At 38.4% G+C, this 16,591-nt stretch carries 13 protein-coding genes; 11 read left to right on the top strand and 2 right to left on the bottom strand.

Going from position 1 to position 16,591, the window contains the following annotated elements:
* Positions 1-19: 19 nt before the first annotated feature.
* The 5 genes from PVV70_RS03025 (at position 20) to PVV70_RS03005 (ending at position 8,736) form a co-directional block, all read left to right on the top strand.
* Complete coding sequence (locus PVV70_RS03025) at positions 20-853, top strand: outer membrane protein (protein WP_273757823.1); 834 nt, start codon at positions 20-22, stop codon at positions 851-853.
* A gap of 337 nt (positions 854-1,190) precedes the next feature.
* The gene (locus tag PVV70_RS03020) at positions 1,191-2,021 is read left to right on the top strand and encodes an outer membrane protein (RefSeq protein WP_273757822.1); all 831 of its coding nucleotides are present in this window, start codon (positions 1,191-1,193) and stop codon (positions 2,019-2,021) included.
* A gap of 1,268 nt (positions 2,022-3,289) precedes the next feature.
* The gene (locus PVV70_RS03015; protein ID WP_273757821.1) at positions 3,290-4,903 is read left to right on the top strand and encodes an outer membrane protein; all 1,614 of its coding nucleotides are present in this window, start codon (positions 3,290-3,292) and stop codon (positions 4,901-4,903) included.
* A 247-nt stretch (positions 4,904-5,150) separates the two neighbouring features.
* Entirely contained in the window at positions 5,151-8,066 is a 2,916-nt protein-coding gene (ileS, locus tag PVV70_RS03010) for an isoleucine--tRNA ligase (RefSeq protein WP_273757820.1), read from the top strand.
* Positions 8,067-8,244: 178 nt separating this feature from the next.
* Complete coding sequence (locus PVV70_RS03005) at positions 8,245-8,736, top strand: hypothetical protein (RefSeq protein ID WP_273757819.1); 492 nt, start codon at positions 8,245-8,247, stop codon at positions 8,734-8,736.
* On the opposite strand, the gene PVV70_RS03000 is transcribed toward PVV70_RS03005, so the two are convergent.
* Positions 8,723-8,968 carry a hypothetical protein gene (locus PVV70_RS03000; RefSeq protein WP_273757818.1) on the bottom strand — a complete coding sequence of 82 codons (246 nt, stop codon included), beginning with the start codon at positions 8,966-8,968 and terminating at the stop codon, positions 8,723-8,725. The two genes, PVV70_RS03005 and PVV70_RS03000, sit on opposite strands and share 14 nt — an antisense overlap.
* A 430-nt stretch (positions 8,969-9,398) precedes the next feature.
* The gene (locus tag PVV70_RS02995; RefSeq protein ID WP_273757817.1) at positions 9,399-9,845 is read right to left on the bottom strand and encodes a nucleoside deaminase; all 447 of its coding nucleotides are present in this window, start codon (positions 9,843-9,845) and stop codon (positions 9,399-9,401) included.
* A gap of 267 nt (positions 9,846-10,112) precedes the next feature.
* Between PVV70_RS02995 and PVV70_RS02990 the strand changes: the two genes are divergently transcribed.
* The 6 genes from PVV70_RS02990 to PVV70_RS02965 all read left to right on the top strand — a co-directional run bounded on the left by PVV70_RS02990 (position 10,113) and on the right by PVV70_RS02965 (position 16,312).
* Positions 10,113-11,513 (top strand): pseudouridine synthase, encoded by a 1,401-nt coding sequence (locus PVV70_RS02990; protein WP_273757816.1) that lies wholly within the window; start codon positions 10,113-10,115, stop codon positions 11,511-11,513.
* Entirely contained in the window at positions 11,494-12,060 is a 567-nt protein-coding gene (rsmD, locus tag PVV70_RS02985) for a 16S rRNA (guanine(966)-N(2))-methyltransferase RsmD (RefSeq protein ID WP_273757815.1), read from the top strand. The genes PVV70_RS02990 and rsmD overlap by 20 nt, the downstream gene beginning before the upstream one ends.
* 621 nt (positions 12,061-12,681) lie before the next feature.
* Positions 12,682-13,128 carry a hypothetical protein gene (locus PVV70_RS02980; protein ID WP_273757814.1) on the top strand — a complete coding sequence of 149 codons (447 nt, stop codon included), beginning with the start codon at positions 12,682-12,684 and terminating at the stop codon, positions 13,126-13,128.
* A gap of 770 nt (positions 13,129-13,898) precedes the next feature.
* On the top strand, positions 13,899-15,230 hold the full coding sequence (locus PVV70_RS02975) for a TldD/PmbA family protein (protein ID WP_273757813.1): 1,332 nt from the start codon (positions 13,899-13,901) through the stop codon (positions 15,228-15,230).
* The gene (locus PVV70_RS02970) at positions 15,217-16,020 is read left to right on the top strand and encodes a 3'(2'),5'-bisphosphate nucleotidase CysQ (protein ID WP_273757812.1); all 804 of its coding nucleotides are present in this window, start codon (positions 15,217-15,219) and stop codon (positions 16,018-16,020) included. Before PVV70_RS02975 ends, PVV70_RS02970 begins: the two co-directional genes overlap by 14 nt.
* Before the next feature lie 46 nt (positions 16,021-16,066).
* Positions 16,067-16,312, top strand: coding sequence for a DUF4170 domain-containing protein (locus tag PVV70_RS02965; protein ID WP_273757811.1), 246 nt, complete (start codon positions 16,067-16,069; stop codon positions 16,310-16,312).
* Positions 16,313-16,591 lie beyond the last annotated feature (279 nt).

The following is a 16,591-nucleotide window of genomic DNA, read 5'->3' as shown; positions in this document are numbered from 1 at the left end:
TCAGCTATGGAGAGAAAATATGAATATGAAATGGTTAATAACAGCTTCTGCTTTCGCTTTTGTTTCAGTTTCAGCGGCGCAAGCAGCAGATGTTATTGTTCCCCCGAGTCCAACACCGGTTGCTCCCGTTATTGTTGCTCCAACTTTTTCTTGGACAGGTTTTTACCTTGGTGGGCAGATTGGTGGCTTTTCGGGTAAAGCAAAGATGGATATTCTTGCTAATGGGCAAAAGATTCCAGTAGATGAGGATTATTTGCCTAAACTATCTGGTTTTATGGGAGGTCTTTACGCAGGTTCCAATATTGATCTGGGCAATGGACTTATTTTAGGTGTCGATACAGATATCATGTGGTCTAATAAAGATGACACGAAGACAGGAAAAACATATGTCATTGCCCCAGAACATATCAATTATATTAACAAGATGTTAAAAGACGCTTCAATTAATATTGATAAAGATGTACTTAAACCCAGTTTTAAACGAACCCACAGTTTCACTTTTAAAGAAAAGTGGGCTGGTGCAACGCGGGTACGTATTGGTTTTGCTGCTGAACGTATTATGCCTTATGTTGCTGGTGGTATTGCCTATACACAGCTTCAAGATACTGCATCGATTTCAATAACAGACAAAGATTCAGACAAAGTCATCGCTTCTGGTACTCTGTCTGATGAGACAAAGACCCTTGTTGGTTACACCCTTGGTGCTGGTGTTGATTTAGCCATGACCAATAATATTATTGTCCGTGCGGAATATCGTTACTCCGATTTTGGTAAAAAGAAATTCTCAAATGATAAATATGAGACTTCTTACAAAACCAATGATTTCCGTGTTGGTGTTGCGTACAAATTCTAACAGATGATCAGTGAAATAACAAAGAGGCTCTATCTCTGATAGAGCCTCTATTATTATCTGTTGCTATATTATCACATATCCCATATTTTATTGTGGATATGAAAAGATATTATTCAGATTTTATAAAAAGCTTATTCATAAGCAATAAACGAAAAATTCATTTAAAATCAATAAGTTATCTATATATACAGTTTATAATTTCTCGTATAAAACCAAGCTATGAAGCGATTTTGTCTGGGATGTGTCCTCCATTTCCTGTGACTGTGTTATTTTTACTACAGCTTTTCTCCGTGTAATCTTGTAGCACTGTGCTCATAATAAATTAGGAGCAAAGTTTATGAATATAAAATCTTTAGTAACAACTTCTGTTATCGCTATAGCTGCAGCTTCTGCAGCACAGGCTGCTGATGTTATCGTCCCTCGTGAAACAGCCCCAGCAGTTATCACAGCAGCCCCTGCCTATTCTTGGACAGGTTTTTATCTTGGTGCTCAGATTGGTGGGCGTTCAATAAAATCTGACTTTTCAAACGATTCTAAGTTTTCCGGTATGATCGGTGGTCTATACACAGGTTACAATATTGATCTCGGCAGTGGTGTAGTCTTTGGCTTGGATACAGATGTCTCTTTTGTTGGTAAAAAAGACACAGTTAATTATGGTGAACATACTGTTGGAAAATCACTTGGTAAAACTGATGCAGATATTAATAAAATCCTTACAGAAGCTAAGATCCCATTAAAAGATAATCTAACAGTTGCAGCAGGAGATAAATACACCGAAAGTGTCACTTTGAAAGAAAAGTGGTCTGGTGCTACACGCGTTCGCATTGGTTTTGCTGCTGATCGTATCATGCCTTATATCGCTGGTGGTGTTGCTTATACGCAAATGCAAGGAATTTCCACAATTGAAGTAAAAAAAGCTGTTGATACTTCTGCTACTCCTTCTGCTAATTCTGGTAAATTGGTTGCTTCTGGTAACGTATATGATGAAACAAAGACCCTTGTTGGTTACACCCTTGGTGCTGGTGTTGACTTCGCAATGGCAGACAATGTTCTGTTACGTGCAGAATATCGTTATTCAGACTACGGTAAAAAGAAATACTTTAAAGACACAACTGAAATTCAATACAGAGTCAATGACTTCCGTGTTGGTGTTGCATACAAATTCTAATTTCGTAAATAACGAAATGATGAATACAAAAAATACTAAGGCCTCGTTTAACGAGGCCTTTATTTTATTAGCTATCTATTTTAATTGTATAATTCTATAATATAAAACTTTAAAAAAAGTTTTATATTATAGAGGTAGAATGGGGATTATATATCGATTTTATAATAGCTAATATAAAATCTTTTTATTCCTGCTACTATTCTACGAGCAATTGAAAAGCATTCAATTAATTTCAGAAATAGGAAAAGATCATAATCAGTGATTAACTTTATTTTGCTCTTATAGGCCAAGTTAGAGCGAGTGTCGAGTGTATTGCCTATATCTGTTAGAGGAATCTCTGGGAAATGCAGTTTCATTGGAGAAGAATATAAAGTTGTAGAGATAGAAACCAGTTTCCAACTTTACAATCTTCTTTTAATTTTTTTACAATTTTCAAAAACATTTATTAGAGCAATGTCTTTTAAATAATGAAGATGACATATTGTCTTGCATTTTTGTTTATTACGTTCTTTAATAGGATCACTGTCTTCATCCAAAACAGAACACTCTAAACGGAATGCGGTTAACGTGATACACTTATTGTCGCATATTCACAGGCTTGTTTTTGATGTTTTTATTTAGCGCTATCCGCTACTTGTGGTGTTCAAGAGGCATTGTTCTGATTAATTCAACACGGGAACAGCCTTTAAATGAGAGAATCCTACGGGAGGTCTTTCATTCAATATGCAAGATAATGAAGTTATCCTTATAAATAAAAAAATAATGTGTCAGGATGAAAATATTTCCGCAAAGAACCTCTAAAAGTCTTCTTCGATAATGTTTGATTTCAGTTTTTTGTTTTCGTAATTTAAAATACAAAATACTAAAGCATCAAAGATAGACCAAGCTCGTCAATAGATGAAACTTTGATGGTACTTGGGTAAAAAAGCCAATGATTGGTTTCACTATTTGCGTTGGCGTTAATTGTGCAATGATAAGCAATATTCTGTTGTGTGCAGTATACCGTTATTGAGATTTTGGTAAAAGAAATTTATAAAAGATATTACCATTAACAGTTGTGCGAAAATTGAATGAAAATGAATCCAACTTTAAGAGACATAATTTTAGTATGATTTAGTTGATAAATTTTCATTAAATGCAAAATTAAATAGTTAAGAAGCCTTATTTTCATAATTTCTTTATTTTTTTGTGAGTGTGTCATTTTTGCTACAGATATTTCAAAAAAGATGCTCTATATACATTTCATTTTGGATATTTGGAGAGATCTTATGAATACAAAACGTTTAATAACAGCGTCTATTTTTTCTTTAATTTCAGCGTCAACAGCGCTAGCTGCTGATGTACAAATTTCTCATCAGTCAGCACCATCGATTCCTTCTTCTGCCATTGTTGCGCCTACTTTTTCATGGACGGGTCTTTATTTAGGTGTCCAAGCTGGTGGTTTTTCGGGCAAGGGTGATATGGCTCTTGTTGGTCAAGAAAAGAGTTTTCCACTGGATAAAGAATTCTCTCCTAAACTTTCAGGTTTTACCGGTGGTTTTTATGCAGGCTCTAATATTGATCTCGGTGACAGCTTTATTTTTGGTGTCGATACGGATTTAACACTGTCTGGAAAAAAACACACAAAGACCATTACTATAGGTTCATCTGATAACGTTACAGTAGAAAATGCAGTCGGAAGATCCCGCAGATCAGTAACATTAGTTCCAGTCCAACAAACACAACCATCAACACAAGCAGTTGCTTCAGGAACTCCTGCACCAAAAGCACCTAAGACATCAGTTTCAGGAGGAGCTGCACCATCAGTTTCAGGAGGAGCTGCACCATCAGGATCTGGAGGATCAAAATCTGCAGCATCAGGATCTGCAGCATCAGGATCTGCAGAACCAACACCTGGAGCAGCACAATCTGCACCAGCACAACCTGCACCAGCACAACCTGCGCCAGTGCAACCTGCGCCAGCACAACCTGCAGCAGCAAAACCTGCGCCAGCACAACCTGCAGCAGCAAAACCTGCGCTAGCACAACCTGTACCAGCAAAACCTGCGCCAGCACAATCTGCACCAGCAAAACCTGAAGCAGCAAAACCTGCACCAGCAAAGTCAGAAGCAGGAGGAGCGGTTGGAGCAGCACCCGCAGCATCAGCAGCATCAGCACAACCATCATTAGCAGCAAGAACAATACCGAGCGCGTCACTCGTACTCGCGAGATCAGGATCATCTAATGGATCAGATGCAAAAGCTTCCAACGGAACAAGTGGAGCGCAAAACGGAGCTCATCATGGCGTCCATGGTAGTGCAAATAATGCTAATCCGCATGGTGGGTCACACGCAGGTGGGCATCATGGCTCTGGAGCTAACCCACACGGTTCACATGGTACTAATCCACATGCTTCTCGTCCTCATGGAGTACAGAGTACACAAGCGGCGGATAAGGGTGATACCAGCGTATATGGTATAGAACAAATGAAAAAGATGGCTTCTGAACTTGGTCTTGATCAAGAGGATGAAGTTGAAACTTTAAATCATACTTTCAAGCAAAATTGGGGTGGTGCTACACGGGTACGTATCGGTTTTGCTGCCGATCGCTTTATGCCTTATGTTGCTGGTGGTATTGCTTATGGGCAGTTCCAAGACACTGTATCAATATCTGTTAAGGATGATGAGGGAAGAGTTGTTTCTTCTAAGAACTTAACCGATGAAACAAAAACCATGATTGGTTACACTCTTGGTGGTGGTGTTGATTTCTCTGTGCTGGATAATGTGATTGTGCGTGCAGAATATCGTTACTCCGATTTTGGTAAAAAGAAATTTGCAAAGGAAAAACTTGAAATTAACTACAAAACCAATGATTTCCGCGTTGGTGTAGCTTATAAATTCTAATCTTTTTAAAAAGTAAATTTCTAAGAGGCTCCACTATTGGTGGAGCCTTTATTTTTTAAGTTCATTTTTTGGTTTCTTTTTTTGCAAATTTCATGATAAAGCCCATAAAGTGTGATGATATATTTTCTTGATCGCTGCTTAATACGAATGATAAGCTCGGCTTTCCCTATCGATAAAAACCAGAGTTGCAGAGTTCAGGGAAGTTATGCAAAAATGAAATCGTAAAAGTGGACAGGAATATTTCACAATGACTGTGAAAAATGAAACAATAGATTATTCAAAAACTCTTTATCTCCCACAGACAAATTTTCCTATGCGTGCAGGGCTTCCGCAAAAAGAGCTTGAGTTAATGGCGCATTGGGAAAATATAGGGCTTTACGCGCAATTGCGCCAACAAGCAAAAGATCGTCCATTTTATATTCTTCATGATGGCCCTCCTTATGCAAATGGTCATATTCATATCGGGCATGCTTTAAATAAAGTTCTAAAGGATGTGGTTATCCGTTCATTTCAAATGCGGGGATTTAATGCAAATTATGTCCCCGGTTGGGATTGCCATGGGCTTCCAATTGAATGGAAAATTGAGGAAAAATATCGTGCACAAGGAAAAAATAAGGACGAGGTTCCTCTTAACGAGTTTCGTCAAGAATGCCGTGAATTTGCACAACATTGGGTAACCGTTCAAAGTGAAGAATTTAAACGTCTTGGTGTTGTGGGAGATTTTAACACACCTTACACCACAATGGCGTTTCATGCAGAAGCACGCATCGCGAGTGAATTGATAAAATTTGCGATGTCAGATCAGATTTATCGTGGTTCCAAGCCGGTGATGTGGTCTGTTGTGGAACGTACAGCTTTGGCAGAGGCAGAGATTGAATATCATGATCATGAATCAGAGGTGATTTGGGTTAAGTTTCCTGTTTTTGAAGCAAGTTCTGATGATTTATATGGTACTTATGTCGTCATTTGGACAACAACACCATGGACAATTCCAGGCAATCGCGCAGTGAGTTATTCTTCGCAGATTTCTTATGGTCTTTACGAAGTTGAAAGTGCTGAAAATGATTTTGGTCCTCAAGTGGGAGAAAAGCTTCTGTTTGCAGATGCTCTAGCGATGAGTTGTGCAGAAAAAGCCAAACTGATTTTGAAGCGTTTGCGTGTTATTTCTGCTGACGAATTGAAAGCTCTTGTTTTGTCTCATCCACTCAAAGGTTTTGCTGGAGCGTATAATTATAAGATTGCCCTGCTTGATGGTGCTCATGTGACAGAGAGTGCGGGGACAGGTTTTGTCCATACAGCACCAAGCCATGGGCGTGAGGACTTTGAAATTTGGAATGCTTATAAGCCTTTATTGGAGGAGGCGGGGATTGATTCATCGATACCGTTTCCGGTTGATGATGCAGGGTTCTATACGAAAGATGTTCCAGGTTTGGGACCGGATCGTGAAGGGGGACCTGCACGTGTTATTGATGATAATGGAAAAATGGGTGATGCCAATAGAGAGGTCATAAATGCTTTAATTAAAGCAGATCGATTGTTTGCACGGGGGCGTTTAAAGCATTCCTATCCCCATAGTTGGCGTTCGAAAAAACCGGTTATTTTTCGCAATACACCGCAATGGTTTATTTCAATGGATAAAGATCTTGGGGATGGTTCAACTTTACGCAGTCGGGCTTTGGAAGCTGTTTCAAAAACGCGTTTTGTGCCATCTTCTGGACAAAACCGCCTTGCTTCTATGATAGAAGATCGTCCTGATTGGGTTCTTTCTCGTCAACGTTCTTGGGGTGTTCCTATTTGTATTTTTGCCAATGAAGATGGTGTTGTTTTGAAAGATGAAGACGTGAACGAGCGTATTTTACAGGCTTTTGAAGCAGAAGGAGCAGATGCATGGTTTGCTGAAGGAGCTCGTGAACGTTTTTTAGGTGATCGTGCGCATGAGCCTTGGGTGCAGGTTTATGATATTCTGGATGTTTGGTTTGATTCTGGAGCAAGTCATAGTTTTGTGTTAGAGGATCGGGCTGATTTGCAATGGCCTGCAGATGTTTATTTTGAAGGTTCAGATCAGCATCGTGGATGGTTCCAATCTTCTCTATTGGAAAGCTGTGGTACGCGTGCTTGTTCTCCCTATAAGACAGTGATCACACACGGTTTTACTTTGGATGAGAATGGTAAGAAAATGTCTAAATCTTTAGGCAATACGGTTGTTCCGCAAGAGATTATTAAAACATCTGGAGCTGATATTTTTCGTCTCTGGGTCATGACAACGGATTATTGGGAAGATCAGCGTTTAGGCAAAAAAATTCTTCAAACCAATGTGGATTCATATCGTAAACTACGCAATGCAATTCGTTGGATGCTTGGAACTTTGGCGTATGATGAAGGAGAAGAAATATCTTATGGCGCACTGCCAGATCTTGAAAAATTTATATTACATCGGCTTTTTGAACTGGATCAGTTGGTTAATCGCGCTTACGACGAATTTGATTTTAAAAAAATTATGCGTGCATTATTAGATTTTTCAATCATTGAGTTATCGGCATTTTATTTTGATATCCGCAAAGATTCTCTTTATTGCGATGCGCCTTCATCACAAAAACGGAGGGCCTCTTTACAGGTTGTTCGTGAGATTTTTGAGCGAATGGTGACATGGCTTTCTCCCATGTTGCCTTTTACGATGGAGGAAGCTTGGTTAGAGCGTTATCCAGAAAGCCAATCGGTGCATTTAGAACAATTTCGCTCTGTACCAGGAGAATGGCAAAACGAATCTTTAGCTGAGCGTTGGAAAAAAATTCGACAGGTCCGTAAAGTTGTAACAGGAGCTTTAGAGCTTGAGCGTGCTGATAAGCGTATTGGATCCTCGTTAGAAGCGGCTCCTATTGTTTTTATTTCCAATCCAGTTTTACGAGAAGCATTAGAAAATGTAGATATGGCGGAGATCTGTATCACCAGTGCTCTCACAATTACGCAGGATACTATGCCTTCCAATGCTTTTACTTTGAATGATGTTGAAGGGGTTGGTGTATATCCAGAAAAAGCGTTGGGGAAAAAATGTGCTAGGTCATGGCGTTATACACAAGATGTTGGGAGTGATCCAGCTTATCCGGATGTCTCTGCCCGCGATGCAGCTGCTTTACGGGAATTGAGGATTCTTGGCAAAGTTTAAAATTTTAAATCAAAGGAAAAGAAATGCAAGGAGATTTCCCATATTGATGAATATCGTTTTTTGTGGTACGGAGTAAATTCCGTTGTTTTATCTGCAGGGGGGAAATTTGTGTATGGACCGTTCTCTTATAAATAGCGGGAATATTAGTCAGCCATATACTTAGGAAATGGAATAAGCAGTGAGAAAACGTGAATTAAAAATATTTCCAATAGGAATTTTAGGTATATGCTTTGTTTTAACGGGATGCAATTTATCTGCTCCTACCTATGGGACAGATAAACCGGTTTCGATACAGTTTTTTGAAGATGTTGCTAATATTGCCTCATTAACACCGACAAATAACAGCAGTCAGATTGTTATGAAGCCTCATCCAAAACTTGTAATACCAAGTCCTAGTTCACGCGGATTTTTGCCGGTGCCACAACAAGATAGATCTGTTAATAAAGGAGCAGCATCGAAACAGCATCAAGGAAGTACTTCTTTTTCTCACAAAGGGTCTTCAGTTAATGGCATTGGTTCAGAAAATCCTTCGCAGTTGAATGCGAAACAACGACAAGAATATTTACGCCGTCAGAGAGCACAAGTTGGAAGCTCAAAATACCGTCGCTATCTCACTGAACCGCCTTTAAGTTACCGCCAACCGGCAAAGACTGCACCTATTGGTCGCTAGAGAAAAGAAAAAATATTAAAGTATGTGAAGTATTCTTCCTACTTATAATACCAAATTCTTCTCTAGGCAGAGCTTTACCTTTGCGGCTAGGAGATTGCTCTTTCTCTGACATAGCAATATGGCAATAGCATAGAGAGAGTGGTACTGCGTTTTCTTCACAAGAAATATCTTTTAAGGATTTCAAGCCCATTTCATACTGTTGCTCGTGTGGATGATATAACGTAAAATCCATTATGCACCACCATCTTTATGCTTATGAAAGTAGACTGGTGCAATCATTGTATTTGCCAGTCTCTAATATTACGATAGTCCTTGCATTTGAGAGTCTTCATAAGGGATATTTTTAGTCTTTTCTAAATTGTTTTTATCCAGATGAGAATCCACTTTGTGATGTGCAAGAAAGAGATTTTTATTGATTCACTATAAACAGCTTTGAAATAAGAGTATTCTACAATATTTTTGACTTTATATTTTATAGATAAAATAATGAATTATTCTCATCAATAATAAATGAATACATCATCTAATAGAAGCAATATGCAGTATTAAAAGAAAGTGAAAATGCTTCGAAATATTTTTCGCTATATATCAAAAGGATTAACAGTCTTTTTGAGAAATAGGATAGTTTCTAAAGAGTGAAAGTTATGGATAAAGAATTGTTTTTAGCCTCGCTTTTGGATAAAAAAATCTTTAAGTAATTGAGCAGCTTCTTTTTCTTTAAAACCAGAATAAATTTCAGGTTTGTGATGACAGGTTGGTTGCTGATAGAAACGTGGGCCATTTTCTATAGCTCCTCCTTTAGGATCATTTGTTGCATAATACAGACGTCGTATGCGTGCAAATGAAATGGCAGCGGCACACATGGCACAAGGTTCAAGTGTTACGTAAAGATCGCAATCAGAAAGCCTTTCATTTTGCAATGTTTCACAAGCTATACGGATTGCGCGCATTTCTGCGTGTCCTGTAGGATCATAGGCAGATTTTATAAAGTTACCGGCACGTGCGATGATAGCTTTTCCACGTGTAATGATAGCGCCTACGGGAACTTCATCTTTTTTTGCAGCCCACTGTGCTTCCAAAAGGGCTATTTCCATGGGTGTCAAAGTCATAATGTTCTTTCTACGAGGGCAAGGGAGAACTTAAAGATTTCTCGATAAAGAATGTTATAGCATGAATAATTTATTACGCTTTTATAATGAAAGGAATACCTTTATTTTTTAAGTGTTTAAAACAAACTTGCAAGTCAATGGATACGTTATTGTAGTTAAAGGATAGAAAATGATAAATGATTGTGCTACTTCCTATTTCAGGATAAGCGGTATGGTGCATGTGCATAATTTTCTAAACATACTGGCAAAGATTGGTTTGAAACGCAAATGAATGAAAATAATGAGAGTGAACGGATTGCTAAAAGATTAGCGCGTGCTGGTGTTGCTTCGCGTCGAGATGCAGAAATGATGATTGTTGCAGGTCGTGTTTCTGTGAATGGTACAGTTGTGTTAACACCTGCTTTTAATGTTAGCCGCTCTGATGTTATTAAAGTTGATGGCAAACCTTTACCTCCTATAGAACGAACGCGTTTATGGCTTTACCATAAACCAGCAGGGCTTGTCACCACGAACCGTGATCCGGAAGGTAGACCTACAGTATTTAGTCATTTACCAAAAGGAATGCCGCGCGTTCTTTCTGTTGGAAGGCTTGACATTAACACGGAAGGGCTTTTGCTCTTAACCAATGACGGTGGCTTAGCGCGCGTATTAGAGCTTCCTGTAACGGGGTGGGTCCGCAAATATCGCGTCCGTGCCCATGGAAGAGTAAAGCAGAGTGCGCTCGATAACCTTAAAAATGGTATTGCGATTAATGGTATTTTTTATGGTTCCATTGAAGCTTCAATTGAACGGGAACAAGGGTCTAACATATGGCTTTCTGTTGCTTTGCGAGAAGGAAAAAATCGTGAAATAAAGAATGTTTTAGGGGCATTGGGATTATCCGTTAATCGTTTAATCCGTGTCTCTTATGGCCCATTTCATCTCTCTGATTTAGAAGAAGGGGCTGTACAAGAATTAAAAGGTCGGATGTTACGAGATCAGTTGGGAGAGCGTTTGATTATGCAGGCCAATGCCGATTTTGATGCTCCTATTCTAAAACCTTTTTCAAATTCTGCAGTTGTTGCGGAAAAGCAAAGCCAGAAGGATGTTTCTGTTGCAAATGATGGTTGGGTTTTCTCAAGCGAAAGGGTGATACGGCGCTACCCTAAAGATGGTTCTGTTGAGCATGGTCGCGCACGATTAAGAGAAAAGTCTCATGAGAATGTGAATAAGGGGAAAAGTGAGGAAGGAAAAGCAGAGCGTTTCCTACCACGTTCTCGCCGTGCTAATGTTTGGATGGCTCCTGGTGCACGTCCGCAGAGTGCACGGAGGAAGCTGTCCTATAGTGAGGAGAAATCCCATGATCATAAAAGTGATTTGGCTGGTAGAAAATCCTTTCATCGAGGCAAAGAAAAATTAAAAGACAATCACTTGCAGAAAGAGAAGGGTGAGCATTTTGTTCAAAAACGTGGCAAAACCTCTTACGATGAGACGCGTGCCTTTGGTAAGAAAGATCACTTTTCTAAGGATAAAGAGAAAATGATAAGAGGTGGTCGTGATGAACGTGCTTTTGAGAGAAAAGACAAGGTAAAATCGTTTAGTGGTGCTCTGAAAAAATCTAAATCACATCAGGATGGTGCAAAAACGTCGAAGCGATTTGGAGGACCAGGTGCGGATTATCGGCGGTAAATTTGCTGGGCGTGTTTTGTTTTCGCCTGTTGATCAGTCGATTCGTCCAACGAGTGATCGTACGCGGGAAAGCCTTTTTAATATTCTTTCTAGCCGTGAAGAACAGTTTTGGACCAATAAACGCATCCTTGATCTGTTTGCTGGTACTGGTGCTTTAGGCATAGAAGCCCTTTCACGTGGAGCAAAGGCCGCTGTTTTTGTTGAAAACTCGGTTGAGGGACGTGGTTTGCTTCAAAGAAATATCGAAGCCTTTGAATTACAGTCTATTGGGCGAATTTTGCGTCGTGATGCAACAAAACTTGGCAAGATTGGAACAATGCTTCCATTTGATGTTATCTTTGCTGATCCTCCCTATAGCCGTTGCTTAGGTGAACGGTCTTTTGTAGAAGCTTTGCAAGGGGGGTGGGCAAAAGCGGATACACTCTTCATACTTGAAGAAAAGAAAGATACAATCATTCATTTACCTGACGTTTTTTATCTAGATGATGAGCGTTTTTATGGTGAGACAGCAATACGTCTTTATAAATTACGATTGCTTACATCTTGAGAAAGTTCTTTTTTATCCGGTAGAACGAAAAAACTTCTTTACAGTTTCCTTTATCTTATATGGTTTCTTTAAAGGTTAAGCAGAAAATCAATAAAAGATTTTAATGTTAAAGAAATTGATATGTTATAATTTCATTATATTTTTTTGTCTCAATTCCTCTATTTTTTGAAGCTTTTTTATAGTTCCAAGAGCGAAGCTTTTACAATATACGCTCTTTTAATATATAGAGAATCCATCTGATTTTCTGTCTAACCCAAATTTCTTTGAGGTGTAAATAGTATTGTACCCAAGAGTGGCAGTATGTGTTGCTGCTCATTTTTGCAAGTTATGGGCTAATTTATTAATTCAAACTACATTGATATCTTAAATGGTGCGTAAATTCCCTCTTTGTTATTGTATGGACGTAAAAAACAGATATTTTTATTTAAGGTAGACAATAGTATTCATTTATACTGAACATTCGTGTGTTTATTTTATTAATATCGCTTGTTGATTTAATCATTCTCTATTAAGGACAATTGAAAATATTAAATATCTTATTTTTGTGGAGCTTTAAGAGTAATTGATATATTACTCTTTGTCACTAAAGATATCTGATTTTGTAAAAAAGGGGAGCTTATCATGTTTAAATGGACCTATAGTGAAGAAATTAGTACACAAGCAAGTGCTGAGCAAATTTGGTCTATGTGGCAAGACGTAGCAACATGGACTTGCTGGGATCATGAACTTGAATGGGTAGAATTTTCTGGTGCTTTTAAAAAAGGCGCTGTAGGACGTATGAAACCTAAAAAAGGACCAATAGTAACTTTTACACTTGATAAAGTTATAAAAAATGTTTGTTTTTCTGATTATGCGAAACTTCCTTTTACACGCATGAGTTTTGATCATGAATATATTTGTTCAACCAAATCTGGTTCTTCAAATAACAAAATTCGTCATACTGTAACGATGTCTGGTTTACTTTCTCCTTTCTTTGGAATGATTATTGGATCAAAAATTAAGTTACATCTTCGCGATGCAATGATTGAAATGAGCAGACGTGCTCTTACTGAAAATAAAGCTATCTGATGTGTCTTCATAAAGAAGTTGACCTTTTAAAAGATACTGAAATTATAGCCTTGTTAGGATGAAACCGGTTATGAGTGTATCACAAATTAATAAGCTTTTTAATTAGCCATTAAAAGCGTGCCAAATCATCTTACGGGATTAATTTTTCCCTAAAGATCTTATAAAAGTTATAAAATTTTATTTTGTTATATAAAAACTTATAAGATGATTTTTTCATTGAAAATAAGAAAACTGTAGAAACTCTTTTCTGCTCTTGTGAAGCTGTAGCCAGTATTGTCACGATATTTTACACTATTTATAGTCACAAGATTGTCATTTCATTACGAGAGAGCTTATAGAAGTAAAGCAATATCCAAAAAGATAAATCGTTTTCTTGATTCTTGTGGAGACATTAAAGAATTCTATAGGAATGAGGGAGGTTATTTGACACTTCAGAGAACAAAAGACGTGTGTTTTATGCTTGTTGAATTTTTGAAGATTTTGGCTTAATTCCAAGAGTTATTGCTAAGTCTTCTATTGATCTGATTGTGAGTTGCAGATTGAGCTTTTAAAATGATAAGGGCCGATGAGAAATCTTGAAACTAAAGAAATTTTACGACATATTGCATCTTTTCATAAAGCAGCTAAAAGGAAAGTGATTTAATGCATTTAAAAAATGCATAAGACGTGCATAATTTTATGAATGAACACACAAGAGTTATATTCTGATTGGTATAAATTTGTCAGAGTGCTTACCAATGTAAATAATAAAATATTTTAGGGAGTCTATAATGACTGACAAGAACCAGATTGAGAAAGCGGCGTCGTTGGTTGAAGCGGCAAGGCGTTCTGGGGCGGATGCTGCTGATGCTGTTATTGTTCATGCGCATTCCACCAGTGTATCTGTTCGTTTTGGGAAAGTCGAATCGACAGAAGCAGCGGAGAGCAATGATTTTACTCTAAGGGTTTTTGTTGGAAAAAAAGTAGCAAGTGTTTCTGCTAATTTAGCGTCTTATCCGCAAGAACTTGCAGAACGTGCTGTTGCAATGGCTAAAGCTTCTCCCGATAGTTTATTTGAAGGTTTGGCAGATAAAGAGTGTTTGGTTAAGAATCCTAAAGATCTTGATCTTTTTGATGATTTTGTACCCAGCAGTCATTTTTTAACAGAGGATGCTTTAAAAACAGAAGCGGCAGCTCTTGATGTTAAAGGTGTAAGCAATTCTGGCGGCGCTGCAACAGCTTATGGCCGTAGTGGGTTTATTCTTGTGACCAGCGATGGTTTTTGTGGCGCTTATCGCTCCAGTTGCTTTTCACGTTCTTGCAGTGCTCTTGCGGGGGAAGGGACACAGATGGAGCGCGATTACGATTACACAACAGGCTTACATTTTTCTGATTTAGAGGATGCAGAAACTGTGGGAAAGAATGCAGGGCTTGGTGCAGTTCGACGTGTGGGGGCAGTTCGTGCAGCGACAGGAGGCGTTAATGTTATTTTTAGTCCGCGTACAGCGCGTGGAATTGCAGGACATATCGCCTCTATGGTCAATGGAGCTTCTGTGGCTCGTAAAACGAGTCTTTTACAGGACTTTCTAGGTAAGCCAGTGATGAGGCCTAATGTGAATGTGACCGATCAACCTTTGCGATTACGGGGAAATGCTTCTCATCCTTTTGATGGAGAAGGGATAGAGGGGCAAACACTCAATATTATTGAAAATGGTATTTTAAAAAACTGGCTTCTTTCATCATCCACAGCACGTGAATTGGGACTTCAAACAAATGGACACGGTGTACGTTCGGGGTCATTAGTGCAGCCGACAAGTACAAATTTTGCTATTGAACCGGGTTTAGTATCACCTTGCGATATGATAAAAGGTTTAGGAAATGGATTTTATGTGACAGAATTATTCGGCCATGGCATTGATTTTGTTACCGGTCAGTATAGTCGGGGTGCTTCTGGTTTTTGGATTGAAAATGGTGAAATTGCTTATCCGGTGAGTGAAGTAACGCTGGGTTCTGATTTGCTTCATATGTTAGCACATTTAACACCAGCCAATGATATTGATCGGCGTTATAGTACAGCGGCTCCAACATTGTTAATTGAAGGGATGACACTTGCAGGAAAATAATACGCATCATTTTTCTGATTTAAATCTTTTGCATGACGTTTGTCGAGAGGCAGGAGATTTAGCAATGCAGTATTTTGGATGCACGTTGGATGTTTGGATGAAAGAGGGTAATTCACCGGTCAGTGAGGCAGACTTTGCTATTGATCATTTTTTGAAAGAGAAGCTTCTTGGGGCGCGTCCAAATTATGGATGGATTTCAGAAGAAACAAAAGATAATCGAGAACAACAAAGTTATAAACGCTCCTTTGTGGTTGATCCTATTGATGGAACACGAGGTTTTCTTTCTGGCAGTCCTTATTGGTGTATTTCGGTTGCTATTATTGAAGATGGTCGTCCTATTGTGGGCGTTCTACAATGTCCGGCTCAAGGAGATGTCTATGCAGCTGTCACGGGTGGAGGGGCAACATTAAATGGGATAAAACTTCCTCGTTTAGCTCTTCAGGTTCATCGAAAATATAAAATTTCGCTTGATAAATCGCTCGCACAAAAATTACCAGATGATTTTCTCAATCGAGTCAGTCTTTACCATTATCTTCCCTCTCTTGCTTATCGTATTGTTCTCGTGGCTCAAGACGAGATCGATATTGTGTTAGTTCGTCCGAATTGTCATGAATGGGATATTGCCGCAGCTGATCTTATTTTGCACGAGTGTGGGGGGCGGTTTTTATCGCTTGATGCCCCTTTATTGTCTTACGGAATTGAACCTTATCAATATGGACTTTTAATTGCTGGTAAAAATAATTGCTGTCAGGATATGATAGATGTTGTTCATCAAGCAAAGTTAGTTTAATCGCATAAAAGCACGCTAAAATTATCTGAATGATATGGAGGCACATATGACCGAAACCAACGGAAAAAAACAATATCTACACCTTGTATTTGGTGGTGAATTAAAAAATCTTAAGAGTAATCAATTTAAGAATCCTGATGATTTAGATGTGGTTGGTATTTTTTCAAGTTATCAATCTGCTAAAGAAGCATGGCAGGCAAAAGCGCAAAGCAGTGTAGATAATGCATTACAACGTTATTACATCGTGGATTTGCATCAGTTTCTTGATAATGAAACAGGCGATGCGGAGTAAAGCTTAAATATTGAGGCATTATATCCGCTATCTTACGCTCGTTTATCGTGCTCTCTCATAAGAGAGATTTTAAGAAAAATAAAATGCCATAGAACAAAATGCTAGTATTATTGTAAACTCATATGATTTCCTAAGGGAACCTTTCTCAAGGTGTCAAATCCATTTCATAATGGTGTTCGCGCAAGGAATAAAATCCATTATTATATTACCATCTTTTACGCTTAAATATTATAAAAATTCTTCTCTTACGTCATTGTACACTTTGTGAGTTCAAACGAT

The organism is Bartonella sp. AU55XJBT, from assembly GCF_028618525.1.
The sequence above is the reverse complement of the archived record's forward strand: the minus strand, read 5'-3'. Positions and strand labels throughout refer to the sequence as shown.

Coding starts and splice junctions, on each gene's coding strand:
- PVV70_RS02995 (WP_273757817.1), bottom strand. CDS start 9,845: ATGACTTTGACACCCATGGAAATAGCCCTTTTGGAAGCACAGTGGGCT.
- PVV70_RS03025 (WP_273757823.1), top strand. CDS start 20: ATGAATATGAAATGGTTAATAACAGCTTCTGCTTTCGCTTTTGTTTCA.
- PVV70_RS02965 (WP_273757811.1), top strand. CDS start 16,067: ATGACCGAAACCAACGGAAAAAAACAATATCTACACCTTGTATTTGGT.
- ileS (WP_273757820.1), top strand. CDS start 5,151: ATGACTGTGAAAAATGAAACAATAGATTATTCAAAAACTCTTTATCTC.
- PVV70_RS03015 (WP_273757821.1), top strand. CDS start 3,290: ATGAATACAAAACGTTTAATAACAGCGTCTATTTTTTCTTTAATTTCA.
- PVV70_RS02980 (WP_273757814.1), top strand. CDS start 12,682: ATGTTTAAATGGACCTATAGTGAAGAAATTAGTACACAAGCAAGTGCT.
- PVV70_RS02975 (WP_273757813.1), top strand. CDS start 13,899: ATGACTGACAAGAACCAGATTGAGAAAGCGGCGTCGTTGGTTGAAGCG.
- PVV70_RS02990 (WP_273757816.1), top strand. CDS start 10,113: ATGAATGAAAATAATGAGAGTGAACGGATTGCTAAAAGATTAGCGCGT.
- PVV70_RS03000 (WP_273757818.1), bottom strand. CDS start 8,968: ATGGATTTTACGTTATATCATCCACACGAGCAACAGTATGAAATGGGC.
- PVV70_RS03020 (WP_273757822.1), top strand. CDS start 1,191: ATGAATATAAAATCTTTAGTAACAACTTCTGTTATCGCTATAGCTGCA.